A 25,836-nucleotide genomic window follows, 5' to 3' on the forward strand; every position below is an offset into this window, starting at 1 on the left:
TATGCCTGGATTGCAGTGGGAAACTTCGTCTGTAATCCAATCATCATACGATATGACTATTTAGGCCTATGCTGTGTAGCAACTTGATGTAACCGCCCAGCCTGCGCACTTCCACCGTCGGTGGAGCAGACCCTGGACGTTTGGCTTTCAATAAAAAAAACAAGGAGTCAACTATGAATCATCGTCGTGGGATCCGTTCCCTGTGTCGCGCCGCCCTGGCGGTCACCGCGGTCAGCCTCAGCAGCAGCTTGCTGGCGGCCGACCCCGTAAAAATCGGTTTCCTGGTCAAGCAGGCTGAGGAGCCTTGGTTCCAGACCGAATGGGCGTTCGCCGAGAAGGCGAGCAAGGACAAAGGCTTCGAGTTGATCAAGATCGCCGTGCCTGACGGCGAGAAGACCCTCTCGGCCATCGACAGCCTGGCCGCCAACGGTGCCAAGGGCTTTGTGATCTGCCCGCCGGACGTGTCTCTCGGCCCGGCCATCATGGCCAAGGCCAAGCTCAATGATCTCAAGGTGATTGCCGTGGACGACCGGTTCGTCGATGCCAACGGCAAATTCATGGAGGACGTGCCGTACCTGGGCATGGCCGCGTTCGAGGTGGGCCAGAAGCAGGGTGCCGCCATGGCCGCTGAAGCGAAAAAGCGCAACTGGGAGTGGAAAGATACCTACGCGGTAATCAACACCTTCAACGAGCTGGACACCGGCAAGAAGCGCACCGACGGTTCGGTCGATGCCCTGAAGAAGGCCGGGATGCCGGCAGACCACATCCTTTATTCGGCACTCAAGACCCTCGACGTACCCGGTAGCATGGACTCCACCAACTCGGCGTTGGTGAAGCTGCCAAGCGCCGCGAAAAACCTGATCATCGGCGGCATGAACGACAACACCGTGCTGGGCGGCGTGCGCGCTACCGAAGCGGCCGGGTTCAAGGCGGCCAATGTGATTGGCATCGGTATTAACGGCACCGACGCCATCGGTGAATTGAAGAAGCCCGACAGCGGCTTCTTCGGTTCGATGCTGCCAAGCCCGCACATCGAAGGCTACAAGACCGCCGAGATGATGTACGAGTGGATCACCACCGGCAAGGAACCGCCGAAGTACACCGCCATGGACGAGGTGACGCTGATCACCCGGGAGAACTTCAAGCAGGAGCTGGAAAAGATCGGCCTGTGGAACTGACGGTCGGTTGATTCAAAAGCGGCCCTGGCCACATGAGTGGCGGGGTCGCTTGATCTCTGTAAGTTCGAGGTGGTTATGCAAGCGCAAACAGCGACACTGCAACACAACATCGGCGGTAGCTTGCGGTTCAACGGGATCGGCAAATCCTTTCCCGGCGTGCAGGCGCTGGCCAATATCAGTTTCGTCGCGCATCCGGGGCAGGTGCATGCCTTGATGGGCGAGAATGGCGCGGGCAAGTCCACGTTGCTGAAGATCCTCGGTGGCGCCTACATCCCGAGCAGCGGCGACCTGCAGATCGGCGAACAGACGATGGCCTTCAAAGGCACCGCCGACAGCATCGCCAGCGGGGTGGCGGTGATTCACCAGGAGCTGCACCTGGTGCCGGAAATGACCGTCGCCGAAAACCTGTTTCTCGGCCATTTGCCGGCGCGTTTCGGCCTGGTCAACCGTGGCGTGTTGCGCCAGCAGGCGCTGGCGCTGCTCAAAGGCCTGGCCGACGAAATCGACCCGCAGGAAAAAGTCGGTCGCCTGTCCCTCGGCCAGCGCCAATTGGTGGAAATCGCCAAGGCCTTGTCCCGTGGCGCCCACGTCATTGCCTTCGACGAACCCACCAGTAGCCTGTCGGCCCGGGAGATCGACCGTTTGATGGCGATCATCGCCCGCTTGCGCGACGAGGGCAAAGTGGTGCTGTACGTCAGCCACCGCATGGAAGAAGTGTTCCGTATCTGTAACGCGGTGACGGTATTCAAGGACGGTCGTTATGTCCGGACCTTCGAAAACATGAGCGAGCTGACCCACGATCAGTTGGTCACGTGCATGGTCGGTCGCGATATCCAGGACATCTATGATTACCGCCCTCGGGAGCGCGGCGATGTGGCGCTGCAGGTCAAGGGCCTGCTGGGGCCGGGTTTGCGCGAACCGGTGAGTTTCCAGGTGCACAAGGGTGAAATCCTTGGATTGTTCGGGCTGGTCGGTGCCGGTCGTACCGAGCTGTTTCGCTTGCTCAGTGGCCTGGAGCGCCAGAGCGAGGGAAGCCTCGTGCTGCACGGCAAGGAATTGAAACTGCGTTCGCCACGGGATGCCATCGCCGCTGGCGTGCTGCTGTGCCCGGAAGATCGCAAGAAGGAAGGCATCATCCCACTGGGCAGCGTGGGCGAGAACATCAACATCAGTGCCCGTCCGGCTCATTCCGCGCTCGGCTGCTTGCTGCGCGGCGACTGGGAGCGGGGCAATGCCGACAAGCAGATCAAGTCGCTGAAAGTGAAGACCCCGGCGGCCAGCCAGAAAATCATGTACCTGTCCGGCGGCAACCAGCAGAAGGCGATCCTCGGTCGCTGGCTGTCGATGCCGATGAAAGTCCTGCTGCTGGACGAACCGACCCGTGGCATCGATATCGGCGCCAAGGCGGAGATCTACCAGATTATCCACAACCTGGCGGCCGATGGCATCGCGGTAATTGTGGTGTCCAGCGACCTGATGGAAGTGATGGGCATTTCCGACCGAATCCTGGTGCTTTGCGAAGGGGCCATGCGCGGCGAGCTGTCGCGTGACCAGGCCAACGAATCCAACCTGCTGCAACTGGCGCTGCCGCGCCAACGCGTTGCCGACGCGGCGAACTGAGAGGTAAATCATGACCATTCAAAACAATGCACTGCCAACGGCACGCAAACCCCTGGACCTGCGTCGTTTCCTGGATGACTGGGTCATGCTGCTGGCGGCCATCGGTATCTTCGTGCTCTGCACCTTGATGATCGACAACTTCCTGTCGCCGTTGAACATGCGCGGCCTGGGCCTGGCGATTTCCACCACCGGCATCGCCGCGTGCACCATGTTGTATTGCCTGGCGTCCGGGCATTTCGACTTGTCGGTCGGTTCGGTGATTGCCTGTGCCGGCGTGGTCGCGGCGGTGGTGATGCGCGACACCAACAGCGTGTTCCTCGGCGTCAGCGCGGCGCTGGCGATGGGGCTGATTGTCGGCCTGATCAATGGCATCGTCATCGCCAAGCTGCGGGTCAACGCCTTGATCACCACCCTGGCGACCATGCAGATCGTCCGTGGCCTGGCCTATATCTTTGCCAACGGCAAGGCGGTGGGTGTCTCGCAGGAATCGTTCTTCGTGTTCGGCAACGGCCAATTGTTCGGCGTGCCGGTGCCGATCCTGATCACCATCGTCTGCTTCCTGTTTTTCGGCTGGCTGCTGAACTACACCACCTACGGGCGCAACACCATGGCCATCGGCGGTAACCAGGAAGCGGCGTTGTTGGCGGGGGTGAACGTCGATCGCACCAAGATCATCATCTTCGCCGTGCATGGCTTGATCGGTGCCTTGGCCGGGGTCATCCTGGCGTCGCGCATGACCTCGGGCCAGCCGATGATCGGCCAAGGCTTCGAATTGACCGTGATCTCGGCCTGCGTGCTGGGTGGGGTGTCGTTGAGCGGTGGCATCGGCATGATTCGCCACGTTATCGCCGGGGTGTTGATCTTGGCGATCATCGAGAACGCGATGAACCTGAAGAACATCGACACCTTCTACCAATACGTCATCCGCGGCTCGATCCTGTTGCTGGCGGTGGTGATCGACCGTTTGAAGCAACGCTGAAGATCATTTGTGACTGATCTACCGCTATCGCGAGCAAGCTCGCTCCCACAGGTTTTTGTGTCCGGTACAACATCGCGACACAGCGCCGATCCTATGTGGGAGCGGGCTTGCCCGCGAAGGCGGGGGTACATTCAGCATTGATACAAGCTGACCCACCGCCATCGCGAGCAAGCTCGCTCCCACAGGTTTTTGTGTCCGGCACAACATCGCGACACACCGCCGATCCTATGTGGGAGCGGGCTTGCCCGCGAAGGCGGGGGTACATTCAGCATTGATACAAGCTGACCCACCGCTATCGCGAGCAAGCTCGCTCCCACAGGTTTTTGTGTCCGGCACAACATCGCGACACACCGCCGATCCTATGTGGGAGCGGGCTTGCCCGCGATGGCGTCCTCCCTGACGCCAACGATCATCCCGCTTTGCGCAACGCCTCGACCAATTCCTGCTTGCGCATCTTCGACCGTCCGGGAATGTTTTTCGCCCGGGCCTCCTTCATCAGGCTGTCCACCGTCTGGGTCCCATGGGAGGCCTTGCTGCTGCGCGGGTGACCTTCGCGGGTCTTGGCGGCGCGGCGGGCCGATTCCTTGCGGTCGGTTTTCTTTTCCACAGCCGGTTTGGTCTTCCCCGAACCACCGGAGCGTTCGCCGCCGCCGGACTGCTTGTTCACCGTCGCCCAGGCCCGTGCCTCGGCTTCGTTCTCCGACACGCCTTTTTTCTCGTAACTCTTTTCAATGTGTTCGGCCTTGCGTTTTTGCTCGGCGGTGTATTTGTCTTTGCTTCCACGAGGCATGGGATTTTCCTCCTCAAATGTCCGGGCAGAGGCTGCTTACTGGCTGGCAGCGCCACCTTCGGAGCCCGAGCCACCGGTCGTGGTTTTCGAACCCACGCCGGTCTCGGCGTTGTCAGGGGCGGTGGAGTCAGGCGTATTCATGCCGCCCTGGCGCCCCATGTCATTACCCTGCACGCGGGGATCGGTGCCGGTGGCAGGTGGCTGGCCGTTGTTCAGGCCGCCGCCGGTGCCGTCGGTGTTCAACTTGGGCAGGCCTTGCGTGGCTGGAGAATTGGGCGCCTGTACCGGGTCGGTGGGGCCGGTGCCGGAAGTGGAAGCCGCGAAAGCCACCGAAGACAGCAGCGTGGCGAGTGTGAATGCAGTCAGCCTTGAAGTGATCATGGTGTCGCCTCCATTTTTCAGAATGCTTACCTGATCTTGGGCCGTGGTGGCTTGGGGTTGGTGCCTTGGGCGCGACGAATGGCACGTGTGAGGGAAGCTCGCGTCGGCGATCAAATAGTTGGATCGGTATGTGACGAGCGTCGCGCAGCGGCTTAGTATGGCGCTTTCAATTGGCTACAAGGCCTGTTCATGTCGATCCAGATCCGTCCTGCGCAACCCAGCGATGCGCCTCAAATCCTTGCCTTCATCACCGAGTTGGCCGATTACGAAAAGGCCCGCCACGAAGTCATCGCCAGTGTGGCCGACATCGAGCGCAGCCTGTTCAGCGAAGGCGCGACCGCCCACGGGTTGATCTGCCTGCGTGATGGCGTGCCGATTGGTTTCGCGGTGTTTTTCTTCAGTTATTCCACTTGGCTGGGCAGTAACTGCTTGTACCTCGAAGACCTGTACATCACGCCTGAGCAGCGCGGTGGCGGGGCGGGCAAGACGCTATTGCGCCACCTGGCGAAGATCGCCTGCGACAACGATTGCGGTCGCTTCGAATGGAGCGTGCTGGACTGGAACACACCGGCCATCGAGTTCTACAAATCCCTCGGCGCGCAACCCCAGGAAGAGTGGGTGCGCTACCGAATGGACGGCAAGGTGCTAAGGGATTTCGCTAACGGCCACTGAGCACTTCATGAGTGTGCGGCAGACGCGTACTCGGCAAACCCCGGTCGTTGCTCGAGGCGTTTGCAGTAGGCCGCCACGGCCGGATAGTCGGGACGCTCCATGGGCGCCTGGCGCCAACGGTGTACGGACAGGCCGATGAGCACGTCCGCGAGGGAAAACGCCGTACCGGCCACGTAGGCGCCGGTGCGGTTCAACTGCTGCTCCAGCAACCCCATCTTCTCGTTCCAGCCCTTGATGCCGGTGGCGATGCGCTGCGGGTCCTGGAAGTCCGGATTCTTGCGCACCAAGGCGTGGAAGGCGTAGCCCCAGGATGGGTTGAGCTCCGTGGCTTGCCAGTCCATCCACTGTTCGATCCGCGCCCGGGCGGCAGGCTCGACAGGTAGCAGATCGCTGGGCCCATGCTTGCCCACCAGGTAGCGGCAGATGGTATTGGATTCCCAGAACACGCCGTTCTCATCAATGATCACCGGCACCTGGGCATTGGGATTCAGGGCCAGGAACGCCGGGTCCTGGGTCGAGGCAAAGCCGATGCCCCAATCTTCGCGCTCGTAGGCGATGTCCAGTTCCTGGCAGGTCCACAGCACTTTTCTGACGTTGATCGAAGACGTGCGGCCGAGGATTTTCAGCAGTTGTCCCATCACTTTTTCCCTGTTGTCTGGTGTCCGGTCAGAAAACGTAGCAGGGTCTTGGGCGGATGGCGATTGGCTTTGTAGGTAATGTATTTTTGTCCCAATATATGGGAGTGATATTTATATATTGAGATTTAATTGCCCCCAGGTTTATAGTCCGTCTCACTCACTGCCAAAAAACAAAACAGGTGAAGCGGATGCAGGCGCAATTGATCGCGCTCGACTGGGGGACCACCTCATTACGGGCTTACAAACTCGCAGCCGATGGCGAGGTGCTCGAGCAGCGTTCGCTGTCGTCGGGGATCATGCAGTTGCCCTCCGGGCCGCGAAACGTGGCCGGCCAGATGTGCATCGACGGTTTCGAGCTGGCCTTCGACGAGGCCTGCGGCGACTGGCTCGATGCCCAGCCAGGCTTGCCTGTCATTGCCTGCGGTATGGTCGGCAGTGCTCAGGGCTGGCGTGAAGCGCCGTACTGCGACACACCCGCCAACGTCGCCAATCTCGGACATTCCCTACAAACCGTTCGCAGCCTTCGCGGTGTCGATGTGCACATCGTGCCGGGCGTGATTCAGCGTTCACGCTTGCCCAATGTCATGCGCGGCGAAGAAACCCAGGTGCTCGGTGCGTTGGCCAGCCTGCCGGACGAAGCGGTGCTGATCGGCCTGCCGGGCAGCCATTCGAAATGGGTGGAAGTGGCCGATGGCCGCATCGTGCATTTCGATACCTTCATGACCGGCGAGATCTTCGCCGTGCTCAGTGACCACAGCATTCTCGGCCGCACCCAGCAACGGAGTGCGACCTTCGATGGCGCGGCCTTTGATCGCGGCGTGCAAGTGGCGTTGTCGGTGGACGGCCAGATCGGCCCATTGTCCACCGTGTTCAGCGCCCGCAGCCTGGGCTTGACCGGCGAGTTGAGCGCCAGTGCCCAAGCGGACTACCTCTCGGGCCTGTTGATCGGCCATGAGCTGACGGCGTTGGCCCAGGTACAACGCCGACGCCGCGACAGCCTGCACCTGCCGACGGTGGTGCTGATCGGCAACTCCCAACTCTGTGTCCGTTATCAACGGGCCCTCGACGCCTGCGGCTTCGCCCGGGTGGTCCTGGCCGAACAGGCCACCGAACGCGGTTTGTGGCAACTGGCCGTGGCGGCCGGGTTGCTCGATTCCACCGCCCCCTGAACCTGACTGGAGGTCTGACATGCTCACACAAGCACTGGCGCACAACGGGCTGATCGCGATCCTGCGTGGCCTGCGTCCCGAAGAGGCGGCGGCCATTGGCGAGGTACTGTACGGCGCCGGATTTCGCGTCATCGAAGTACCGCTCAATTCCCCCGAGCCGTACGAAAGTATTCGCATCCTGCGCAGTACCTTGCCCGCCGATTGCCTGATCGGTGCCGGCACCGTGCTGACGCCGGAACAGGTGGAACAGGTGAAAGCCGCCGGTGGCCAAGTGATCGTCATGCCCCACAGCGATCCGAAGGTGCTGCGTGCGGCGAAAGCGGCGGGCTTGTATTTGTCGCCAGGCGTCGCCACGCCCACCGAAGCCTTTGCCGCACTCGCCGAGGGCGCCCATGTGCTGAAGATGTTTCCCGCCGAGCAAATGGGCCCGGCGGTGGTCAAGGCCTGGCTCGCGGTGCTGCCGGCCGGGACCGTGCTGGTGCCGGTGGGTGGGATTACGCCGGACAACATGGCGGTGTTCGTCGAAGCCGGCGTCAAGGGTTTCGGCCTTGGTTCCGGGTTGTTCAAGCCGGGCCTGACAGCGGATGAAGTGGCGGTGCGCGCCAAGGCCTATGTAGCCGCATGGAACGCCTTGAACTGAAGACTTTTCCAGCGCCCCGCGCGCTGCATCTGACAAGAGAGACAACAAGATGAAAATCACCAAGCTGACCACGTTTATCGTTCCGCCGCGCTGGTGCTTCCTCAAGGTCGAGACCGACGAGGGCGTGACCGGTTGGGGCGAGCCAGTGGTCGAAGGCCGTGCCCACACGGTGGCGGCCGCCGTCGAGGAGTTGTCCGACTACCTGATCGGCAAAGACCCCCGCAACATCGAAGACATCTGGACCGTGCTCTATCGCGGCGGCTTTTACCGTGGTGGGGCCATTCACATGAGCGCCCTGGCCGGCATCGACCAGGCGTTGTGGGACATCAAGGGCAAGGCCCTGGGCGTGTCGGTCAGCGACCTGCTGGGCGGCCAGGTGCGGGACAAGATCCGTGTGTATTCGTGGATCGGCGGCGACCGGCCGGCGGACACCGCTCGCGCAGCGAAAGAGGCGGTGGCGCGGGGCTTCACGGCGGTGAAGATGAACGGCACCGAAGAGCTGCAGTTTCTCGACACCTTCGAAAAAGTCGACCTGGCCCTGGCCAATGTGGCGGCGGTGCGCGATGCGGTCGGACCGAACGTCGGCATTGGCGTGGACTTCCATGGCCGGGTGCACAAGCCGATGGCCAAGGTGCTGATGAAGGAACTCGACCCCTACAAACTGATGTTCATCGAAGAGCCGGTGCTCAGCGAAAACTATGAAGCCCTCAAGGAACTGGCGCCGCTGACCAGCACCCCGATTGCCCTGGGCGAGCGGTTGTTTTCCCGCTGGGATTTCAAGCGCGTGCTCAGCGAGGGCTACGTGGACATCATCCAGCCCGACGCATCCCACGCCGGTGGCATCACCGAAACCCGCAAGATCGCCAACATGGCCGAGGCCTACGACGTGGCGCTGGCGCTGCACTGCCCGCTGGGCCCCATCGCCCTGGCGGCGTGCCTGCAACTGGATGCGGTCTGCTACAACGCGTTCATCCAGGAGCAAAGCCTGGGCATCCACTACAACGAGAGCAACGACCTGCTGGACTACATCAAGGATCCGCAGGTGTTCGACTATGACAAGGGTTTTGTGAAGATCCCCAATGGCCCGGGCCTGGGCATCGAGATCAACGAGGAATACGTCATCGAACGCGCGGCCATCGGCCACCGCTGGCGCAACCCGATCTGGCGCCATGCCGATGGCAGTTTTGCCGAGTGGTGAGTCACGCCTGATCACCCTGTGCAAGCCATTTGATCGTTCCCACGCTCTGCGTGGGAACGATCGGGCGTGCTCGACTCCTCAATAAACATAAGAAGAGGCACCTCACATGCAAGCGCACACCCTGAGCGCGCAGGCGTCGTTGGTGACGCCCAGCCGCAAGCGTTTTTTCATCATGGTCCTGCTGTTCATCACCGTGGTGATCAATTACCTGGATCGCAGCAACCTCTCCATTGCCGCCCCCGCGCTGACCAGCGACCTGGGCATCGACCCCATCCACGTCGGGCTGATTTTCTCGGCGTTCGGCTGGACCTACGCCGCCATGCAGATTCCCGGTGGCTGGCTGGTGGACCGAGTGCCGCCGCGCATTCTCTATAGCGTGGCGTTGCTGTTGTGGTCGGTGGCCACGGTGATGCTGGGGTTCGCCGCCAGCTTCATCGCGTTGTTCGTGTTGCGCATGGCGGTCGGTGCCCTGGAAGCGCCGGCTTATCCGATCAACAGTCGCGTGGTGACCACTTGGTTTCCCGAGCGCGAGCGGGCCACGGCCATCGGTTTCTACACCTCCGGATAGTTTGTCGGGCTGGCCTTCCTGACGCCGGTCTTGGCCTGGCTGCAACACGCCTTCGGCTGGCACATGGTGTTTGTCGCCACCGGCGCGGTGGGCATTCTCTGGGCGGTGATCTGGTACGCGGTGTATCGCGAGCCCCGGGATTTCAAAGGCGCCAACGCCGCCGAAATCGAGTTGATCCGTGAAGGCGGCGGGCTGGTGGATATCCAGGCCGATACCGCCAAGGCCAAGGCGAAATTCAGTTGGTCCGACCTGGGCATCGTCCTGACGCAACGCAAGTTGTGGGGCATTTACCTGGGGCAGTTCTGCCTCAACTCCACGCTGTGGTTTTTCCTGACGTGGTTCCCCACCTACCTGGTGAAGTATCGCGGCATGGACTTCATCAAGTCCGGCTTGCTGGCGTCGTTGCCGTTCCTCGCGGCGTTTGTCGGCGTGCTGTGCTCCGGGTTCTTCTCCGACTGGTTGATTCGTCGCGGCGCCACCGTGGGGTTCGCGCGCAAGCTGCCGATCATTGGCGGGCTGCTGATTTCGACTTCGATCATCGGCGCCAACTTTGTCGAGTCGACGCCGCTGGTGATCGCTTTCCTGGCCCTGGCGTTCTTCGGCAATGGCCTGGCGTCGATCACCTGGTCGCTGGTGTCGACCCTGGCGCCGGCACGATTGCTCGGGTTGACCGGCGGGGTGTTCAACTTCATCGGTAACCTGGCGGCCATCGCCACGCCGATCGTGATTGGCTTCCTCGCCAGCGGCGATTCGTTCGCCCCGGCCATTACCTATATCTCTGTCCTGGCATTGGCTGGCGCGCTGTCCTACATCCTGCTGGTGGGGAAGGTCGAGCGCATCGAGTTGTAGTCCGACGGGGCGGGCGACCATAATGCCGCCCGTTCCCCGCTCACTGTTGAAGGCCGGCTATGCAGCAAGACGATCCAAAAATCACCAAGGACGCCGCGCCGACAGGCACGCAGACATTGCTGCGTGGTCTGGGCGTGGTCCAGGCGGTCGCCAGTGGCGCCCGTGACTTGAAGGAAATCGCCCGGCTGATCGGCACCACCCGCAGCACCACCCATCGCCTGGCCAGTTGCCTGGTGGACGAGCGTTACCTGCGCGTGGTGCCGCAAGTAGGCTACCTGCTGGGGCCGAAGTTGATCGAGTTGGGCTTCCAGGCCCGGGAAGAACTGCCACTGGTAAGCTTGGCGGGGCCGTACCTGGACGAGCTGTCGGCGCTGACCGGGGACACCGTTCACCTGGCGATTCGCGAGGGCGACGAAGTCTTGTACCTGCTGAAGAATCCGGGGCGTAACGGCCCGGAAATGCGTTCGCGCGTAGGCCATCGCATGCCGTTGGCGCGTACCGGGATCGGCAAGGCGCTGATGCTCGATGACACTCAGGAACAATGGAAGCGGCTGTATGAAATCAGCCTGCCGGCGGGTGGGAAAAATCAGTTCTGGCCCCAGCATCAGGAGCAATCCTGGGAGCAGTTCCAGCAACGGATGCTGGAGTACGTGGCGGGGGGCTATGCCTTCGACCTGGAAGACAACGAACCGTCGATTCGCTGTGTGGCGGCGCCGATCCGTGACGCTGGCAAGCGCATCGTCGCCGGTATCAGCATCGCCAGCACCGTGCCGTACATGCCCCTGGAAAAGATGGCCGAGCTGATTCCCCTGGTCAAAGGGGTCACAGCCCGGCTGTCGGCGGAACTGGGCGCCAAGGTCTGACGAACCTCAGGCCTTGAGCGTTGCCATGTCGATGACGAAGCGGTACTTCACGTCCCCGGCGATCATGCGGCTGTAGGCCTCGTTGATCTGGCGGATGTCGAGCATTTCAATGTCGCAGCTGATGTTGTGTTCGGCGCAGAAGTCCAGCACTTCCTGGGTTTCGGCGATACCGCCGATCAACGAGCCGGCCAGGACGCGACGGCCCATGATCAAGTTGGCCGCATGGACTGGCGGATCGATCGGTTCGATCAGGCCCACCAGGATGTGTACACCGTTAAACCGCAGGGTACTGAGGTAGGGGTTGAGGTCGTGCTGCACCGGAATGGTGTCCAGCAGGAAGTGGAAGCGTCCGGCCGCGGCGGCCATCTGCTCGGCGTCGGTGGACACGATCACATGGTCTGCGCCCTGGCGACGGGCTTCTTCGGCCTTGCTGGCCGAGCGGGTGAACAACGTCACTTCGGCGCCCATGGCCTTGGCGAACTTGATGCCCATGTGACCGAGACCGCCCATGCCCAGCACGCCGACCTTGTCGCCGGCCTTCACACCGTAGTGCTTGAGGGGCGAGTAGGTGGTGATACCGGCACAAAGAATCGGCGCGGCGCCGGCCGGGTCAAGTGTTTCCGGGATGCGCAGCACAAAGTGCTCCTTGACCACGATGCTGTTGGAGTAGCCGCCCATGGTGTGGCCGCCGCTGATACGATCCGGGCTGGCGTAGGTCTGGGTCATGCCCTGGTAGCAGTATTGTTCCAGGTCGGCGCGACAGGCTTCGCACTCGCGGCAGGAGTCGACCATGCAGCCAACGCCCACCAGATCGCCGATTTTATAGCGGGTGACGTCCGCGCCGACGGCGGTGACTTTGCCGATGATTTCATGGCCGGGCATCAGCGGGTAAACGGCGATGCCCCATTCGTTGCGGGCCTGGTGAATGTCGGAGTGGCAGACACCGCAGTAAAGAATATCGATCGCCACATCGTCGGCTCGCGGGCTGCGGCGCTCGAACTTCATCGGGGCGAGGGGAGCGGTGGGCGATTGGGTGGCATATCCGATGGCTGTGTACATGATGAACCTCGCTAAAGCAGTGAACGGTGAGGGTTTCATTCTGGGAGTCCTGGCGGCAGGCGGCGATGGTAATTCCTCCGCCTGTCATGCCTAATCCTCCGGTCTTGGCCAGGATTTGATCCTATGTGGCGCCAGACCTGCGATGATGGTTTCATCCCTTTTTTCGTGAAGTTTTCGCCATGTTGTTGACCCGCCATCTCGATGCCAACGCTACGCTGGTCTCATTGATAGAACCCTTGGCGACCCGCGACGGTTTCGTCCCGACGCCACAGCCCGGCGTACATGTGCTTCGGGCCAGCCAGGACGTCGCGCGTGGCCCGCAGCTCTACGAACCGAGTCTGGTGATCATTGCCCAGGGTAGCAAACTGGCGTATCTGGGGCCGCGCACGCTGGAATATGGCGCCGGGCATTATCTGATCCAGGCCTTGCCGGTGCCATTCGAATGCGAAACCTACGCCATGCCCAATGCTCCCCTGCTTGGGGTTTCCGTTGCGATCGATCGGGCGATGCTGGGGGAACTGGTGTTGGCCATGGGGCTGGTACCGGGTCGAAACCTGGCGCCGCAGACGCCGGAATCAATGACCTGCGCAGTGCTCGATGACGCCATGCGTGGATGTGTCGAACGCTTGTTACGCTGCTTGCACGATCCGTTGGAGCGCCAGGTCATGGGCCAGGCGCGGCTGCGGGAGTTGCTGTTCGTCGCGTTGCGCGGGCCCCAGGCCGATGTGCTGCGGGCGCTGGTGGAGCAGCAGGGCCAGTTCGCTCGGATTGCCGCTGCCTTGAGCCATCTGCATGCGCACTTCACCGAGCCGCTGAACGTCGAGACACTGGCCAGTTGCGCCAACATGAGCGCTTCGACGTTTCATGAGCATTTCAAGCGCAGCACCTTGCTCTCGCCCGTGCAGTACCTCAAGCGGTTGCGCCTGCTCAAGGCCCAGCGGCTGCTGCTCATCGAGGGCATGGGCGTGGCCCAGGTGGCGCATCAGGTGGGGTATCAGAGCCCGTCGCAGTTCAGTCGGGAGTACAAACGCTACTTCGAGCGCAACCCCGGGGAAGAGCGCGCCGCCTGATCCTGTGATGTTCACCTGTGGGAGCGAGCTTGCTCGCGATAGCGGTGGTTCAGCTTGCATCAATGTTGAATGGGCTGACGTCATCGCGAGCAAGCTCGCTCCCACATTGGGTTGTGGTGTTCCTGGAATGGCAGGCAACAAAAAGGCCCCCATTGCGGGAGCCTCGATGTTCAGCGTGGCGGCTTACATGTTCGGGTAAGTCGGCCCGCCAGCGCCTTCCGGGGATACCCAGGTGATGTTCTGCGCCGGGTCCTTGATGTCACAGGTCTTGCAGTGCACGCAGTTCTGGGCGTTGATCTGGAAGCGCTTCTCGCCGTCTTCCTTGGTCACCACTTCGTACACACCAGCCGGGCAGTAACGCTGGGCCGGTTCGTCGTACAGCGGCAGGTTCTTGCTGATCGGAATGCTCGGGTCGGTCAGCTTCAGGTGGCAGGGTTGTTCTTCTTCATGGTTGGTACCGGAGATGAACACCGAGCTGAGTTTGTCGAAGCTGAGCTTGCCGTCCGGTTTCGGGTAGTCGATCTTCTTGCAATCGGCGGCCAGCTTGAGGCAGGCATAGTCCGGCTTGTTGTCGTGCAGGGTGAACGGTATTTTGCCGCCGAAGATGTTCTGGTCGAGCCAGTTGAAACCACCGCCGACGATCGCGCCGTACTTGTGGATCGCCGCGCCGAAGTTGCGGCTGGCGAACAGTTCTTCGTACAGCCAACTGTTCTTGAAATTGTCGACGTAGGCGGTCAGTTCATCACCGCCTTCGGACTCGGCGAACAGGCGATCGGCCACGGCCTCGGCGGCGAGCATGCCGGATTTCATGGCGGTGTGGCTGCCCTTGATCTTGGCGAAGTTCAGGGTGCCGAGGTCGCAACCGATCAGCGCGCCGCCCTTGAAGACCATTTTTGGCAACGAGTTCAGGCCGCCCTTGCAGATGGCACGGGCGCCGTAGCTGACGCGCTTGCCGCCTTCCAGGTACTGCTTGAGCACCGGGTGATGCTTGAGGCGCTGGAACTCGTCGAACGGCGACAGGAAGGTGTTGCTGTAGGACAGGTCGATAATCAGACCGACCACCACCACCTGGTTGTTTTCCAGGTGATAGAGGAAGGAGCCGCCGGTGTTCTCGGTGCCCATGATGTCCAGGGGCCAGCCAGCGGTGTGCACCACCAGGCCGGGTTGATGCTTGGCCGGATCGATTTCCCAGATTTCCTTCAGGCCGATGCCGTAGTGCTGGGCGTCGGCCTCGCTGTCCAGGTTGAAACGCTTGATCAACTGCTTGCCGATGTGACCACGGCAGCCTTCGGCGAACAGCGTGTACTTGCCACGCAACTCCATGCCGGGGGTGTAGAGGCCTTCCTTCGGCTTGCCTTCGCGGTCGACACCCAGGTCGCCGGTGATGATCCCGCGCACCACGCCGTTTTCGTCGAACAGCGCTTCCTGGGCGGCGAAGCCGGGGTAGATTTCCACGCCCAGGTTCTCGGCCTGCTGGGCCAGCCAGCGGCACAGGTTGCCCAGGGAAATAATATAGTTGCCTTCGTTGTGCATGGTCTTGGGCACGAAGAAGTCAGGGATTTTGCTCGCGGCCTCGGCGTTTCTCAGGACATAAATGTCATCGCGTTTGACAGGCGTATTCAGCGGCGCGCCGAGTTCTTTCCAGTCCGGGAAGAGTTCGTTCAGGGCGCGGGGCTCGAACACCGCGCCGGAGAGAATGTGCGCACCGACTTCGGAACCTTTTTCGACCACGCAGACGCTGATTTCCTTACCGGCTTCGGCGGCCTTCTGTTTCAGTCGGCAAGCGGCAGACAGGCCAGCGGGGCCGGCACCGACGATGACCACGTCGAATTCCATGTATTCGCGTTCCACAGGCTATCTCCTACTCAAGGCTCACAGTTTTTCTAATTGGAGGTTTGGCGTCGCATCCGTTGTTTCCTTCGCGAAAAGCGACGAAAGCGACAATGGATGAACCGCGGGTCTCTCTTAAGCGGCGCATTATATCTACACCACTCTCAGGGTCCAATACAAACGTTTGTTTGAAATTGCCGCAGCCCAGATAAATCACTGACGTACGGCTTATGACTGACCATTTTGCCGTATTGACCGGAATAGGCGTTCCGGTCAAGATACGGGCGGTTTTGCGCTCGCCGTAGGCTGACTGTTGGTTTCAAGAGCACCTCTAAAGACAGGGCGAAGGCAGCACAAAGTGACGTATTGCGCGGTTCCGAGGCGCAGTTTACACGCCGCGATAATGAATGACCCATCGGTCATCACTGACGAATGGTCTTCACTCCCGTGAGCAGGGTCATGTGTGGTTCATGCCGGCGTTTTTAGAGGTGCCCTTGCGCCCATGAGCATCAACCGCCAGGTTCGCCTAGGCGACTTTTTTTCACCGGAGAGTAACGAGGAATCCATGAAGGTTCTTGTAGCTGTCAAACGAGTGGTCGACTATAACGTCAAGGTCCGCGTCAAAGCGGACAACTCCGGCGTCGACCTCGCCAACGTCAAGATGTCGATGAACCCTTTCTGCGAAATCGCCGTAGAAGAAGCCGTGCGCCTGAAAGAAAAAGGCGTGGCGACTGAGATCGTCGTCGTCTCCATCGGCCCGACCACCGCCCAGGAACAACTGCGTACCGCGCTGGCTCTGGGTGCCGACCGCGCCATCCTCGTCGAATCCGCCGAAGACCTGACCTCCCTGGCCGTGGCCAAGCTGCTCAAGGCCGTTGTCGACAAGGAACAGCCTCAGTTGGTGATCCTCGGCAAACAAGCCATCGACAGCGACAACAACCAAACTGGCCAGATGCTCGCTGCACTGAGCGGCTACGGTCAGGGCACGTTCGCGTCCAAGGTCGAAGTCAGCGGCGACAGCGTTGCCGTGACTCGCGAGATCGACGGCGGCGCGCAGACCGTTTCCCTGAAACTGCCGGCCATCGTCACCACCGACCTGCGTTTGAACGAGCCGCGCTACGCGTCCCTGCCAAACATCATGAAAGCCAAGAAGAAGCCGCTTGAAGTGCTGACGCCTGACGCTTTGGGCGTTTCCACCGCCTCCACCAACAAGACCCTCAAAGTCGAAGCGCCGGCTGCACGCAGCGCGGGCATCAAGGTCAAGTCGGTGGCTGAACTGGTCGAGAAACTGAAAAACGAAGCGAAGGTAATCTGATCATGACTATCTTGGTAATCGCCGAACACGATAACAAGGTGCTGGCTCCGGCCACGCTGAACACCGTTGCTGCTGCCGCCAAAATCGGTGGCGATGTGCACGTCCTGGTGGCCGGGGAGGGCGCAAGCGCCGTTGCCGAAGCCGCCGCTAAAATCGCGGGCGTGGCAAAAGTGCTGTCGGCCGACAACGCCGCCTACGCGCACCAGTTGCCGGAAAACGTGGCGCCACTGGTAGCCGAGCTGGGCAAGGGCTACAGCCACATCCTGGCAGCCGCCACTTCCAACGGCAAAAACATCCTGCCGCGCGTCGCCGCTGCGCTGGACGTCGACCAGATCTCCGAGATCATCTCGGTAGAAAGCGCCGATACCTTCAAGCGTCCGATCTACGCCGGTAACGCCATTGCCACCGTGCAGTCGAACGCGTCGGTCAAGGTCATCACCGTCCGCGCCACCGGTTTCGACCCGGTTGCCGCCGAAGGTGGCTCGGCTGCCATCGAAGCCGTCGGCGCTGCCCACGACGCCGGCATCTCCAGCTTCGTCAACGAAGAACTGGCCAAGTCCGATCGTCCTGAACTGACCGCTGCCAAGATCGTCGTTTCCGGCGGCCGTGGCATGCAGAACGGTGACAACTTCAAGCATCTGTACGCCCTGGCCGACAAGCTGGGCGCCGCTGTCGGCGCTTCCCGCGCGGCGGTCGACGCCGGTTTCGTACCCAACGACATGCAGGTCGGCCAGACCGGCAAGATCGTTGCGCCACAGCTGTACATCGCCGTCGGTATCTCCGGCGCGATCCAGCACCTGGCCGGCATGAAAGACTCCAAGGTGATCGTAGCGATCAACAAGGACGAAGAAGCGCCGATCTTCCAGGTGGCCGACTATGGCCTGGTAGCGGACCTGTTCGAAGCCATCCCTGAGTTGGAGAAGCTGGTCTAATCCGGCGTCTTCACTTATAAAGAGCCCGGCCCTTTGGCCGGGCTTTTTATTTTCCGCACTGATTGTTTCGCTGCAAGGGGAGCGTATCGCCATGGATCTGCGTCGTTTGACCGACTGGTCGTTGCTGTGGACGTTGGCGGTCATGCCGGGCCTGTCTGTCGCCGCCGGCAAATGTGAACGGCTGATCGCCACCGGCAGCCCGGACGCGCCGCCTTACCTCTGGCAAGACCCTCAGGATCCCAAGCACCTGATCGGCGCCAGTGCTGACTTGCTGGCGCAAGTGGCGGGCGAACTGGGGATCAAGGTCGAGCTGCTTTACGCTGGCAAGCGTGCCCAGGCATTGGACGAAGTGCGCAGTGGGCGCATGGACCTGCTCACCGATGCGCCACTGACCAGTACGGGGCTTGAAGCGCTGGACTACGTCCACCCGCCCTTGCTGGAAAACGATTACCTGGTCTGGACCCGCAAGGATTCGGCACTGGTCATCAACCAGCCCGAAGACCTCCAAGGACATCCCGGGGCCCTGTCGGAAAAGGCGCGTATGACCCAGGGATTTGGCGTTTTTGCCGAGCAGAAATTAACCTTGGTGCGCACGCCCAACCTGACCCAGGCTTTTCAGAAATTGCTGCTGGGAGAAGTGGAATATGTCCTGGCGGGGCGCTATTCGGGCCTGGCGATGGCGCAGACACTGGGCATGGCCAACGACCTGCAAGCCGCACCGCAACCGGTGGACAAACCCGGGCTGTTCCTCGCGGTTTCCCATAACTCCGCCTGCAACGACCCATGGTTACGCGGACAGCTGGCGCAAAAGATGACAGAATTGGCCGCGTCCGGTCTGACGGAGGCTGTGTTGCAGCGCAATCTCGAGCGGTGGAAAACACAGTTGCAGCCACCTGTCAGTGCCCCAAAACAGTAGGGAACATTAGTGACTATTCGACCTCTTTTCGCTGCCCTGGCCGTTCTGGCTCTGGCGGGCTGCGCAGCCGATCCGGCGCCGAATGAACAGATCCGCCTGACCGAACAGGCACTACAGCAAGCCCGGGCCGTTGGCGCTACTGCCGACGAAGTGCCCGAATTGAAACTGGCGGAAGAAAAATTCGCCCGCGCCAAATCCAACATGGCCGACGAATCCTACAAGAAGGCGCGCATGCGGGCCGAACAGGCTGAGCTCGACGCCCGCCTGGCCGAAGCGAAGGTGTTGACCCTCAAGAGCCAGGAGCAACTGAACGTGCTCGACACCCGCATCAAGCGCTTGCGCAAACAGCTGAGGGAGGATGCCCAATGAAGCACTCCCGCGTATTGGGCGGCCTGGTCCTCGCCGGCCTGGCCAGCCTGTATGGCTGCGCCGGCCAACGCAGCGAAGCGGCGCTCGAGCAGGCCAGCACCGATTTCCAGAAGGTCAAGGAAGACGCCAACGTATTGCGTGCCGCCCCCCGGGACGTGATCCGCGCCGGTGAATCCCTGGCCCGTGCCGATCGCTTGTCCAGTTACTGGGGCAGTGGCGAGGATGTGCAGCATTACGCCTACCTGAGCCAGCGCTACAGTGCGATCGCCCGGGAGCACAGCAATCAGGTGCTCAACGAGGAGCGCGCGGCGAAGCTTGAACTGGAGCGCCAGCGCTTGCAGCTGGCCCTGCGTGAATCCAAGTTGCTGAGTGTGCAGCAGCAGGGCAAATGGCTCGAAGAACAGATCATGGCGATGGCGACCACCCAGACCGATCGCGGCCTGGTGATGACCCTGGGCGACGTGCTGTTCGACACCGGCGAAGCGGAACTGAAGAATTCGGCCAACCGGGTGGTGCTCAAGATTGTGCAGTTCTTGCAGCTCAATCCCAAGCGCGTGGTGCGTATCGAGGGGTACACCGACAGCACGGGCGGCAAGCAGGAAAACCTCAAGTTGTCCCGAGACCGCGCACAGTCGGTGGCGGATGTGCTGGTGGACCTGGGGATCGATGAAAAGCGCATCCAGGTCGAAGGCTACGGTGATGAGTACCCGGTGGACGTCAACGCTACCGAGCGGGGCCGGGCACAGAACCGTCGCGTTGAAATTGTGTTCTCCGACGAAAAAGGCCATCTCGGCGCCGCCCGCTAAGGGTTGCGTCACTGGAAAACCCGGCCCCTGTAGAAGGCGCCGGGTTTTTTTGGCCCTGCAATCGACGCGCTATGAGTACAGTTAGAGCTGTCACTCCACTGTACTGTCGAGTAATCTGGCAACTGTCCCAGTACACTTCTAAACTGTTCCGGTATCGTTTCCGACAAGAATAAAATGCCCGTGAAATCGAGTGCTGCGTCATGACCAACCTCCTGCTCTATCAACGTATTGCTCAACAGCTGGCTGAAGACATCCGGCGCGGTGTGTATCAGCCCGGTGAACGCGTGCCTTCGGTGCGCAAGATGAGCTCGCAGCTCAATGTCAGCCACGCCACAGTGTTGCAGGCCTACGCGAACCTTGAAGATCAGGGGCTGATTCGTGCACGGCCGCAATCGGGCTACTACGTGCACCAGACACCGGCCCTGACGGCACCGACGCCGGACATTGCCCGGGTAGAGCGCCCGGGGCTGGTGACGCGCAGCAGCATCATCCAGCAGGTATTGGTCGAGTCGCGCCGTGAAGGGGTGTTCCCCCTGGGCGCGGCGGTGCCGAGTGTCGAGTACCTGCCTGTCCGGGCCTTGCATCAGCAGTTGGCCAAGGTCACGCGTTTCCACAGCCCACGGGCGTTCAGCTACATGTTCAGCCCGGGCTTCGAGCCGTTGCGGCGCCAAGTGGCGATTCGCATGCGCGATGCCGGTGTCGTGGTGGACCCTTCCGAGGTGGTGATCACCCACGGCTGCGTCGATGCGCTGCAGATGTCCTTGCGGGTGCTGACGCGGCCGGGGGACTTGATCGCCGCCGAGTCGCCGACCTATTACGGCTTGCTGCAACTGGCGGATCTGTTGGGCCTCAAGGTCATCGAGATCCCCAGCGATCCGGTCACCGGCATGAGCCTGGAGGCCTTGCAATTGGCGGCCAACCAGTGGTCGATCAAGGCGCTGGTGCTGACCACGCGCCTGAGCAATCCCCTCGGCGGCACCATGCCTGAAGAGCGGCAAAAACAACTGCTGCGCCTGGCGTCGGACTTCGACATCCAGGTCGTCGAGGACGATATCTATGGCGAGCTGATGTTCGAGCAGGGCCGCACCAAGGCCCTCAAGGCCTATGATCGGTTGGACCGGGTCATCTACTGTTCGAGTTTTTCCAAGACGTTGTCGCCGGGTGTGCGCATCGGTTGGATGATCGCAGGGAAATTCCAGCAGGAAATCCAGCGGCTCCAGACCTTCAGTACTCACTCGGCGTGCAGCGTCACGCAGATGGGCATTGCCGCCTACCTGGAAAACGGCGGCTATGACCGGCACCTGCGCTATATCCGCCAGGAGTACCGCAAGAACCTCAGCGCCTTTCAGCTGGCGGTGCAACAGCACTTCCCCGAAGGCACGCAAATGAGCCGCCCCAACGGCGGTTTCATCCTGTGGGTCAGCCTGCCGGGACGGGTCAATACCCAGGAATTGCACGTGCGGGCGCTGCAACAAGGCATCAGTATCGCGCCAGGGCTGATTTTCAGTAACACCGAGCAGTTCAACCACTGTATCCGCTTGAACTGCGGTACCCCCTGGAACCGTGAGGCAGAGCGGGCCTTGATGACGCTGGGGTTGTTGGCGACTCAATTGTGCCAGGAAACGGCCAACGGGCTCCTATAGAAATCAGCGGCTTAGCTTGATGTGCTTGTCAGCGCCTCATTATCAGGCGAGCATGGGGTTTTCTGCCGTCAGTACCGTTGTGTCTATGAAAGCCAATGTTCCTGTTGCCTGGATTTTGATCGGCCTGTTCAGTGTCTTCCAAATGGGAGGCGTCGTCGTGGCGGCTCCGGCGCAGGAAAAACCGGCCGTCAGTGCCACGAAGAATGCGCCGAAAAAAACCGCAGTGGCCAAGAAGCCTCCCGCTAAAAAGGCGACTGCGACGAAGAAAAAAAAGCGTGCGCCCATTGCTTCCAAGAGCAAATCCGCCCATGAGGTCGCCAAGACTCCATTGCCGCCGGCCAAGCTGGACCTGAGCCTGCCCCATGACATGGTCGAGCAGTTGGAGCCACCGGGTAAGGTTGCGCCGCTCAAGCGCGAACCGCTCTTGCCGTCCATGTTCGGAGATAAACCCGGACCGTTCCAGCTCAATGGCCGGTTGTTGAGCAATGAAATGCAACTGCCGCTGCGCAATCAGGAGCGTAACGAGGTGGAAGGTGCAGCACTGGATTTCGAATTCAAGCAGTAAGCCTTGCACAGGACATGCAGCTCGTCGCTGACCGTTCGGTCATTTGGCCAACGGTAAAAAAACACGCAGACGGTAATTTAAAACGAGTGTTTTAGCCGTTACTCTGTCTTCTGTTACTCATCATTACCCGCCGCGAGGATGTTGTCGTCATGAAGTGCCGTGAAGGCTGTGGCGCCTGTTGCATCGCCCCTTCCATCAGCTCACCTATCCCTGGCATGCCCCAAGGCAAACCGGCGGGAGAACGTTGTGTGCAACTGTCGGTCGATAACCTGTGCCGGATTTTCGGCCAGCCGGAGCGTCCGGCGGTGTGCTCGGCGTTCGAAGCCGACATCGAGGTGTGCGGCGGCAGCCGTGAAGAGGCCATCCGCTTGATCGGTTGGTGGGAGCAAGTCACGGCCGCGTAATGGGTCAATGAACAGATCCGAAATGAACGAACTTGGACAATAAGGAAAAAACTATGGGTTCGCTGCATCGTATGGCTGTGTTGTGTGGGTTGACCGTGTTGCTGGCGACGGCCACCGCCCAGGCAGAGGACTGGCAGGTTGCCAAGGAGAAGGAAGGTATCAAGGTTTCCCTCAGTGAAATGGGGGGCTCCAAGTACAAGGCCTATCGCGGCGTGACGGTGATGAAAACCACCATGGCCAAGCTGCGGGCCCTACAGGAAGACGTTCCCGGCGCCTGCGCCTGGATTCACGAGTGCAAGAGTCAGAAACTGCTCAAGCACGAAGGCGACAAGAGCTGGACTTATACCCAATTCAACACGCCATGGCCGGTGACGCCCCGGGACTCGGTGCTGGAAGTCACCACCGAGGAGGGGGCCGACGGCAGCCTGACCCGCAAGCTCAAGGGCGTACCGACATACCTGCCTGAGGAGCAAGGTTTCGTACGGGTGGCCCAGGTCGACGGCTTCTGGAAGTTCACGCCAAAGGGCGCGGACCAGATTGAAGTCGTTTATCAAGTCCACACCGAACCGGGTGGTGACGTGCCGTCTTGGCTGGCGAACAAGTTCGTGGTGGATGCGCCGTTCAACACCCTCAAGGCCCTGAAGGAACGCGCCGAAAAGTGATCGGCCAAGGCTGCACAAAGGAGACCGCCCCCGAGGCGGTCTTTTCATGTGTGCCGTCCAAGCACCCAGCGGAACGATTGTCCGCCGCTCAATGTCGAGATGAAGGTAAGCCCTGCCCTGAATTGATCAAGGAGACACTGATGCAAAAGTGGGAAATCACTTTCATTGACGATCACGGTGAAACCACCGTCGAGCAGTTCGACTATGACCACAAGCCCACCATGGAGCAGGCTGCCCAACTGATCCGCGAAAGGTTGCTACCCGTGCTCAGCCAATTGGACCTCAACGACCTGGTGGACCGCACCGAAGACCCGACAGTCAAGAACCTCAAGTCCCAAAACAGTATCGAAATCCTCAGCATTACACCGATTTCATGAAACGGTGGCTGGTCTCGCTTGGCAGTGGCCACCACTTGCGGCTACTCTGCAATTGAGATCAGCGAAAGGATCGCCAAGGTCCGGTCTTGTCAGCTACATGCTTGTGTCCCGACGGTCATTTGATGCCGTATCGCTTGCAGCCTGAAGGCTTCACGCACGGGAAGACGGAAAGTCTATCCATCGGTTTTAGGAGGACGTTTCATGAGCACAGCCTATCAAGAAGACATCAGCACCAGCGTATTGCGCCGCATGAAAGAAGGCGGTTTCGATTTTTCCCGATTCCATCCCATTGAGTTCTACGCCATTTTCCCGGACGAGGAGCGGGCGCGCAGGGCGGCAGGTCACTTTCGGGGCGAATCGTTGAACGCGCAGATCAGTGCACGGGACGACGGGGCTTGGTCATTGGAACTGAGCCGGGTGATGTACGCCACTTACGATGATATTGGCGACTTCGAGCAAGACTTCGAGGCCGTTGTCGAACCCTTGGGGGGTGTTATCGAGGGGTGGGGCGTCAAGCAAGAGATCCGGCGCCTGCAGGCCTGACAGTCACTCACCGCAACCACAGCAACGGCTGACCTTTGTGTCGGCCGTTTTCATGTCTGTGAGCTAACCGAGAGTCCCTGTGGGAGCCGAGCTTGCTCGCGATGGCGGCTGCACGATCAACATCTTGCCCGCTGACACACCACAATCACTTCCCCAGGTTTTGTACCTAACTGTATCCAGACCAAGCCGCTTCGTTTTTCCATGGCTATGCTCAGGAGAGCGACGCCCCTGCGTCGCAATGAAGCGGGGGGCTGCGGGTTGGGGGTATTTGTCGCACCATAAAGGTGCGCCGCCTCTCGGTGGAGATTCCAACCCGTTGATCATAAAGCGTTTATGCCGATGGCACGGGGCTTGCGAAGCCTTGCTGCCAGGGTGACAAGGAGCACGGCATGATCCGCAGCGGTTTTGATGAAATGTACGATGCCGACGGCCGGGTCCGCCCGCACTACCAGGCATTTGCCCGCTGGCTGGCCGACACGCCTGACGAACTGCTGGCGCAACGCAGGCGCGAAGCCGATCTGTTGTTTCACCGGGCCGGCATCACCTTCACGCTCTACGGGGACGAGCAGGGGACCGAGCGCCTGATCCCGTTCGACACGATCCCGCGCAGCATCCCGGCCAGCGAATGGCGGGTGGTCGAACGTGGCTGCATCCAACGGGTCAAGGCGCTGAACATGTTCCTGGCCGACCTCTACCACGAACAACGGATCATCCGGGCCGGCATCATCCCCGCCGAACAGGTGCTGGCCAACGAACAGTACCAACTGGCGATGCAAGGGCTCGATCTGCACCGTGACATCTACGCGCACATTTGCGGTGTCGACCTGGTACGCGACGGTGACGGCACCTACTACGTGCTCGAAGACAACCTGCGTACGCCCAGCGGCGTCAGCTACATGCTCGAAGACCGCAAGATGATGATGCGCCTGTTTCCCGAACTGTTCGCCGCCCAGCGCATCGCCCCCATCGATCATTATCCGAACCTGCTGCTCGACACCCTGAAAAGCTCCAGTCCACTGGATGACCCCAGCGTCGTGGTGCTGACGCCGGGGCGTTTCAACAGTGCATTTTTCGAGCACGCCTTCCTGGCCCGGGAGATGGGCGTGGAGTTGGTGGAAGGCGCTGACCTGTTCGTACGGGATGACAAAGTGTTCATGCGCACCACCGACGGGCCGAAGGCAGTGGATGTGATCTACCGTCGCCTCGACGACGCGTTCCTAGATCCACTGGCCTTCAATCCGGATTCGATGCTCGGCGTACCGGGGCTGTTGTCCTCCTACCGTTCCGGCAACGTGGTGCTGGCCAATGCCATCGGCACGGGGGTGGCGGATGACAAGTCGGTGTACCCGTTCGTCACCGACATGATCCGTTTTTACCTGGACGAAGAGCCGATCCTGAAGAACGTTCCCACCTGGCAGTGCCGTAATCCTGCAGAGCTTTCCCATGTACTGGCGAATCTTCCCGACCTGGTGGTCAAGGAAACCCAGGGCTCCGGCGGGTATGGAATGCTGGTGGGGCCGGCCGCGACGGCCGCGCAAATCGATGCCTTTGGCGAGCGGATCAAGGCCAAGCCGCACGCCTACATCGCCCAGCCGACGCTGTCGCTCTCGACGTGCCCGACCTTTGTCGAGAACGGCATCGCCCCGCGTCACATCGACTTGCGCCCGTTTGTGCTGGCCGGCCGCGAGACCCGTGTGGTCCCTGGCGGGCTGACACGGGTGGCGCTGCGCGAAGGCTCCCTGGTGGTGAATTCATCCCAGGGCGGCGGTACCAAGGACACTTGGGTGGTCGAGGATTGAG

General features: G+C 61.0%; 26 protein-coding genes and 1 pseudogene. 22 read left to right on the forward strand and 5 right to left on the reverse strand.

Annotated elements, in window-relative coordinates; genetic code table 11:
* Positions 1–173: 173 nt before the first annotated feature.
* From BM321_RS19645 to araH, 3 genes are all read left to right on the forward strand, one after another.
* A complete protein-coding gene (locus tag BM321_RS19645) occupies positions 174–1,178 on the forward strand; it encodes a substrate-binding domain-containing protein (RefSeq protein ID WP_060741245.1) in 1,005 nt (334 codons plus the stop codon).
* Positions 1,179–1,253: 75 nt separating this feature from the next.
* Positions 1,254–2,798 carry an L-arabinose ABC transporter ATP-binding protein AraG gene (gene araG, locus BM321_RS19650; protein ID WP_092444125.1) on the forward strand — a complete coding sequence of 515 codons (1,545 nt, stop codon included), beginning with the start codon at positions 1,254–1,256 and terminating at the stop codon, positions 2,796–2,798.
* A gap of 10 nt (positions 2,799–2,808) precedes the next feature.
* A complete protein-coding gene (gene araH, locus BM321_RS19655) occupies positions 2,809–3,777 on the forward strand; it encodes an L-arabinose ABC transporter permease AraH (RefSeq protein WP_025214842.1) in 969 nt (322 codons plus the stop codon).
* A 409-nt stretch (positions 3,778–4,186) separates the two neighbouring features.
* Here araH and BM321_RS19660 read toward each other — a convergent pair whose 3' ends face one another.
* Together BM321_RS19660 and BM321_RS19665 are read right to left on the reverse strand one after the other, a co-directional pair.
* Complete coding sequence (locus BM321_RS19660) at positions 4,187–4,567, reverse strand: Rho termination factor N-terminal domain-containing protein (protein ID WP_092168536.1); 381 nt, start codon at positions 4,565–4,567, stop codon at positions 4,187–4,189.
* Between the two features lie 36 nt (positions 4,568–4,603).
* Positions 4,604–4,948 (reverse strand): hypothetical protein, encoded by a 345-nt coding sequence (locus BM321_RS19665; RefSeq protein ID WP_060741249.1) that lies wholly within the window; start codon positions 4,946–4,948, stop codon positions 4,604–4,606.
* A 189-nt stretch (positions 4,949–5,137) separates the two neighbouring features.
* On the opposite strand from BM321_RS19665, the gene BM321_RS19670 reads away from it, so the two are divergent.
* A complete protein-coding gene (locus BM321_RS19670; RefSeq protein WP_092328245.1) occupies positions 5,138–5,620 on the forward strand; it encodes a GNAT family N-acetyltransferase in 483 nt (160 codons plus the stop codon).
* Between the two features lie 5 nt (positions 5,621–5,625).
* On the opposite strand, the gene BM321_RS19675 is transcribed toward BM321_RS19670, so the two are convergent.
* Positions 5,626–6,258 carry a glutathione S-transferase family protein gene (locus tag BM321_RS19675; RefSeq protein WP_092444127.1) on the reverse strand — a complete coding sequence of 211 codons (633 nt, stop codon included), beginning with the start codon at positions 6,256–6,258 and terminating at the stop codon, positions 5,626–5,628.
* Between the two features lie 188 nt (positions 6,259–6,446).
* Here BM321_RS19675 and BM321_RS19680 point away from each other — a divergent pair, with 188 nt between their 5' ends.
* The 5 genes and pseudogenes from BM321_RS19680 to BM321_RS19700 all read left to right on the forward strand — a co-directional run bounded on the left by BM321_RS19680 (position 6,447) and on the right by BM321_RS19700 (position 11,545).
* Positions 6,447–7,427: a 2-dehydro-3-deoxygalactonokinase gene (locus BM321_RS19680; protein WP_092444129.1), complete on the forward strand. Its 981-nt coding sequence runs from the start codon at positions 6,447–6,449 to the stop codon at positions 7,425–7,427.
* Positions 7,428–7,446: 19 nt separating this feature from the next.
* Positions 7,447–8,067 (forward strand): 2-dehydro-3-deoxy-6-phosphogalactonate aldolase, encoded by a 621-nt coding sequence (locus tag BM321_RS19685; protein WP_047228220.1) that lies wholly within the window; start codon positions 7,447–7,449, stop codon positions 8,065–8,067.
* Between the two features lie 49 nt (positions 8,068–8,116).
* Positions 8,117–9,265: a galactonate dehydratase gene (dgoD, locus tag BM321_RS19690; RefSeq protein WP_003179439.1), complete on the forward strand. Its 1,149-nt coding sequence runs from the start codon at positions 8,117–8,119 to the stop codon at positions 9,263–9,265.
* A gap of 106 nt (positions 9,266–9,371) precedes the next feature.
* Positions 9,372–10,682, forward strand: a pseudogene (locus BM321_RS19695) (MFS transporter).
* Positions 10,683–10,741: 59 nt separating this feature from the next.
* The gene (locus tag BM321_RS19700) at positions 10,742–11,545 is read left to right on the forward strand and encodes an IclR family transcriptional regulator (protein ID WP_072406290.1); all 804 of its coding nucleotides are present in this window, start codon (positions 10,742–10,744) and stop codon (positions 11,543–11,545) included.
* A 6-nt stretch (positions 11,546–11,551) separates the two neighbouring features.
* On the opposite strand, the gene BM321_RS19705 is transcribed toward BM321_RS19700, so the two are convergent.
* On the reverse strand, positions 11,552–12,604 hold the full coding sequence (locus tag BM321_RS19705) for an NAD(P)-dependent alcohol dehydrogenase (RefSeq protein ID WP_092444131.1): 1,053 nt from the start codon (positions 12,602–12,604) through the stop codon (positions 11,552–11,554).
* Between the two features lie 179 nt (positions 12,605–12,783).
* On the opposite strand from BM321_RS19705, the gene BM321_RS19710 reads away from it, so the two are divergent.
* Positions 12,784–13,674: an AraC family transcriptional regulator gene (locus BM321_RS19710; RefSeq protein WP_092328237.1), complete on the forward strand. Its 891-nt coding sequence runs from the start codon at positions 12,784–12,786 to the stop codon at positions 13,672–13,674.
* Between the two features lie 183 nt (positions 13,675–13,857).
* Here the strand turns inward: BM321_RS19710 and BM321_RS19715 are convergent, their stop codons facing one another.
* Positions 13,858–15,525 carry an electron transfer flavoprotein-ubiquinone oxidoreductase gene (locus BM321_RS19715; protein ID WP_092444133.1) on the reverse strand — a complete coding sequence of 556 codons (1,668 nt, stop codon included), beginning with the start codon at positions 15,523–15,525 and terminating at the stop codon, positions 13,858–13,860.
* Between the two features lie 544 nt (positions 15,526–16,069).
* Between BM321_RS19715 and BM321_RS19720 the strand changes: the two genes are divergently transcribed.
* The 12 genes from BM321_RS19720 to BM321_RS19775 all read left to right on the forward strand — a co-directional run bounded on the left by BM321_RS19720 (position 16,070) and on the right by BM321_RS19775 (position 25,835).
* Positions 16,070–16,819 carry an electron transfer flavoprotein subunit beta/FixA family protein gene (locus BM321_RS19720; RefSeq protein ID WP_007908338.1) on the forward strand — a complete coding sequence of 250 codons (750 nt, stop codon included), beginning with the start codon at positions 16,070–16,072 and terminating at the stop codon, positions 16,817–16,819.
* A gap of 2 nt (positions 16,820–16,821) precedes the next feature.
* Positions 16,822–17,751 (forward strand): electron transfer flavoprotein subunit alpha/FixB family protein, encoded by a 930-nt coding sequence (locus BM321_RS19725; protein WP_092444135.1) that lies wholly within the window; start codon positions 16,822–16,824, stop codon positions 17,749–17,751.
* 91 nt (positions 17,752–17,842) lie between these two features.
* A complete protein-coding gene (locus tag BM321_RS19730; RefSeq protein ID WP_092444137.1) occupies positions 17,843–18,667 on the forward strand; it encodes a substrate-binding periplasmic protein in 825 nt (274 codons plus the stop codon).
* A gap of 9 nt (positions 18,668–18,676) precedes the next feature.
* Positions 18,677–19,036 carry a DUF4398 domain-containing protein gene (locus BM321_RS19735; RefSeq protein ID WP_072406275.1) on the forward strand — a complete coding sequence of 120 codons (360 nt, stop codon included), beginning with the start codon at positions 18,677–18,679 and terminating at the stop codon, positions 19,034–19,036.
* Entirely contained in the window at positions 19,033–19,842 is an 810-nt protein-coding gene (locus tag BM321_RS19740; protein WP_092444139.1) for an OmpA family protein, read from the forward strand. The genes BM321_RS19735 and BM321_RS19740 overlap by 4 nt, the downstream gene beginning before the upstream one ends.
* Positions 19,843–20,042: 200 nt before the next feature.
* The gene (locus BM321_RS19745) at positions 20,043–21,485 is read left to right on the forward strand and encodes an aminotransferase-like domain-containing protein (RefSeq protein ID WP_092444141.1); all 1,443 of its coding nucleotides are present in this window, start codon (positions 20,043–20,045) and stop codon (positions 21,483–21,485) included.
* A gap of 85 nt (positions 21,486–21,570) precedes the next feature.
* Positions 21,571–22,050, forward strand: a complete 480-nt coding sequence (locus BM321_RS19750; protein ID WP_092444143.1) for a translation initiation factor 2 — start codon at positions 21,571–21,573, stop codon at positions 22,048–22,050.
* A 149-nt stretch (positions 22,051–22,199) separates the two neighbouring features.
* Positions 22,200–22,454 carry a YkgJ family cysteine cluster protein gene (locus BM321_RS19755; RefSeq protein ID WP_060741261.1) on the forward strand — a complete coding sequence of 85 codons (255 nt, stop codon included), beginning with the start codon at positions 22,200–22,202 and terminating at the stop codon, positions 22,452–22,454.
* Positions 22,455–22,507: 53 nt separating this feature from the next.
* The gene (locus tag BM321_RS19760) at positions 22,508–23,116 is read left to right on the forward strand and encodes an START domain-containing protein (RefSeq protein WP_092444145.1); all 609 of its coding nucleotides are present in this window, start codon (positions 22,508–22,510) and stop codon (positions 23,114–23,116) included.
* A gap of 140 nt (positions 23,117–23,256) precedes the next feature.
* Positions 23,257–23,493: a hypothetical protein gene (locus BM321_RS19765; protein ID WP_072406264.1), complete on the forward strand. Its 237-nt coding sequence runs from the start codon at positions 23,257–23,259 to the stop codon at positions 23,491–23,493.
* A 201-nt stretch (positions 23,494–23,694) separates the two neighbouring features.
* A complete protein-coding gene (locus BM321_RS19770) occupies positions 23,695–24,036 on the forward strand; it encodes a ribonuclease E inhibitor RraB (RefSeq protein WP_003179463.1) in 342 nt (113 codons plus the stop codon).
* A 389-nt stretch (positions 24,037–24,425) separates the two neighbouring features.
* The gene (locus tag BM321_RS19775) at positions 24,426–25,835 is read left to right on the forward strand and encodes a circularly permuted type 2 ATP-grasp protein (RefSeq protein WP_092444147.1); all 1,410 of its coding nucleotides are present in this window, start codon (positions 24,426–24,428) and stop codon (positions 25,833–25,835) included.
* The last annotated feature ends 1 nt before the right edge of the window (position 25,836 follow it).

The organism is Pseudomonas sp. NFIX10 (genome assembly GCF_900111955.1).
Lineage (GTDB): Bacteria > Pseudomonadota > Gammaproteobacteria > Pseudomonadales > Pseudomonadaceae > Aquipseudomonas > Aquipseudomonas fluorescens_AA.

What these genes read in the sequence shown, in the direction of transcription:
- BM321_RS19645 (WP_060741245.1), top strand. Translation starts at nt 174, where the DNA reads ATGAATCATCGTCGTGGGATCCGTTCCCTGTGTCGCGCCGCCCTGGCG.
- araG (WP_092444125.1), top strand. Translation starts at nt 1,254, where the DNA reads ATGCAAGCGCAAACAGCGACACTGCAACACAACATCGGCGGTAGCTTG.
- araH (WP_025214842.1), top strand. Translation starts at nt 2,809, where the DNA reads ATGACCATTCAAAACAATGCACTGCCAACGGCACGCAAACCCCTGGAC.
- BM321_RS19660 (WP_092168536.1), bottom strand. Translation starts at nt 4,567, where the DNA reads ATGCCTCGTGGAAGCAAAGACAAATACACCGCCGAGCAAAAACGCAAG.
- BM321_RS19665 (WP_060741249.1), bottom strand. Translation starts at nt 4,948, where the DNA reads ATGATCACTTCAAGGCTGACTGCATTCACACTCGCCACGCTGCTGTCT.
- BM321_RS19670 (WP_092328245.1), top strand. Translation starts at nt 5,138, where the DNA reads ATGTCGATCCAGATCCGTCCTGCGCAACCCAGCGATGCGCCTCAAATC.
- BM321_RS19675 (WP_092444127.1), bottom strand. Translation starts at nt 6,258, where the DNA reads ATGGGACAACTGCTGAAAATCCTCGGCCGCACGTCTTCGATCAACGTC.
- BM321_RS19680 (WP_092444129.1), top strand. Translation starts at nt 6,447, where the DNA reads ATGCAGGCGCAATTGATCGCGCTCGACTGGGGGACCACCTCATTACGG.
- BM321_RS19685 (WP_047228220.1), top strand. Translation starts at nt 7,447, where the DNA reads ATGCTCACACAAGCACTGGCGCACAACGGGCTGATCGCGATCCTGCGT.
- dgoD (WP_003179439.1), top strand. Translation starts at nt 8,117, where the DNA reads ATGAAAATCACCAAGCTGACCACGTTTATCGTTCCGCCGCGCTGGTGC.
- BM321_RS19700 (WP_072406290.1), top strand. Translation starts at nt 10,742, where the DNA reads ATGCAGCAAGACGATCCAAAAATCACCAAGGACGCCGCGCCGACAGGC.
- BM321_RS19705 (WP_092444131.1), bottom strand. Translation starts at nt 12,604, where the DNA reads ATGTACACAGCCATCGGATATGCCACCCAATCGCCCACCGCTCCCCTC.
- BM321_RS19710 (WP_092328237.1), top strand. Translation starts at nt 12,784, where the DNA reads ATGTTGTTGACCCGCCATCTCGATGCCAACGCTACGCTGGTCTCATTG.
- BM321_RS19720 (WP_007908338.1), top strand. Translation starts at nt 16,070, where the DNA reads ATGAAGGTTCTTGTAGCTGTCAAACGAGTGGTCGACTATAACGTCAAG.
- BM321_RS19725 (WP_092444135.1), top strand. Translation starts at nt 16,822, where the DNA reads ATGACTATCTTGGTAATCGCCGAACACGATAACAAGGTGCTGGCTCCG.
- BM321_RS19730 (WP_092444137.1), top strand. Translation starts at nt 17,843, where the DNA reads ATGGATCTGCGTCGTTTGACCGACTGGTCGTTGCTGTGGACGTTGGCG.
- BM321_RS19740 (WP_092444139.1), top strand. Translation starts at nt 19,033, where the DNA reads ATGAAGCACTCCCGCGTATTGGGCGGCCTGGTCCTCGCCGGCCTGGCC.
- BM321_RS19745 (WP_092444141.1), top strand. Translation starts at nt 20,043, where the DNA reads ATGACCAACCTCCTGCTCTATCAACGTATTGCTCAACAGCTGGCTGAA.
- BM321_RS19750 (WP_092444143.1), top strand. Translation starts at nt 21,571, where the DNA reads ATGAAAGCCAATGTTCCTGTTGCCTGGATTTTGATCGGCCTGTTCAGT.
- BM321_RS19755 (WP_060741261.1), top strand. Translation starts at nt 22,200, where the DNA reads ATGAAGTGCCGTGAAGGCTGTGGCGCCTGTTGCATCGCCCCTTCCATC.
- BM321_RS19760 (WP_092444145.1), top strand. Translation starts at nt 22,508, where the DNA reads ATGGGTTCGCTGCATCGTATGGCTGTGTTGTGTGGGTTGACCGTGTTG.
- BM321_RS19765 (WP_072406264.1), top strand. Translation starts at nt 23,257, where the DNA reads ATGCAAAAGTGGGAAATCACTTTCATTGACGATCACGGTGAAACCACC.
- BM321_RS19770 (WP_003179463.1), top strand. Translation starts at nt 23,695, where the DNA reads ATGAGCACAGCCTATCAAGAAGACATCAGCACCAGCGTATTGCGCCGC.
- BM321_RS19775 (WP_092444147.1), top strand. Translation starts at nt 24,426, where the DNA reads ATGATCCGCAGCGGTTTTGATGAAATGTACGATGCCGACGGCCGGGTC.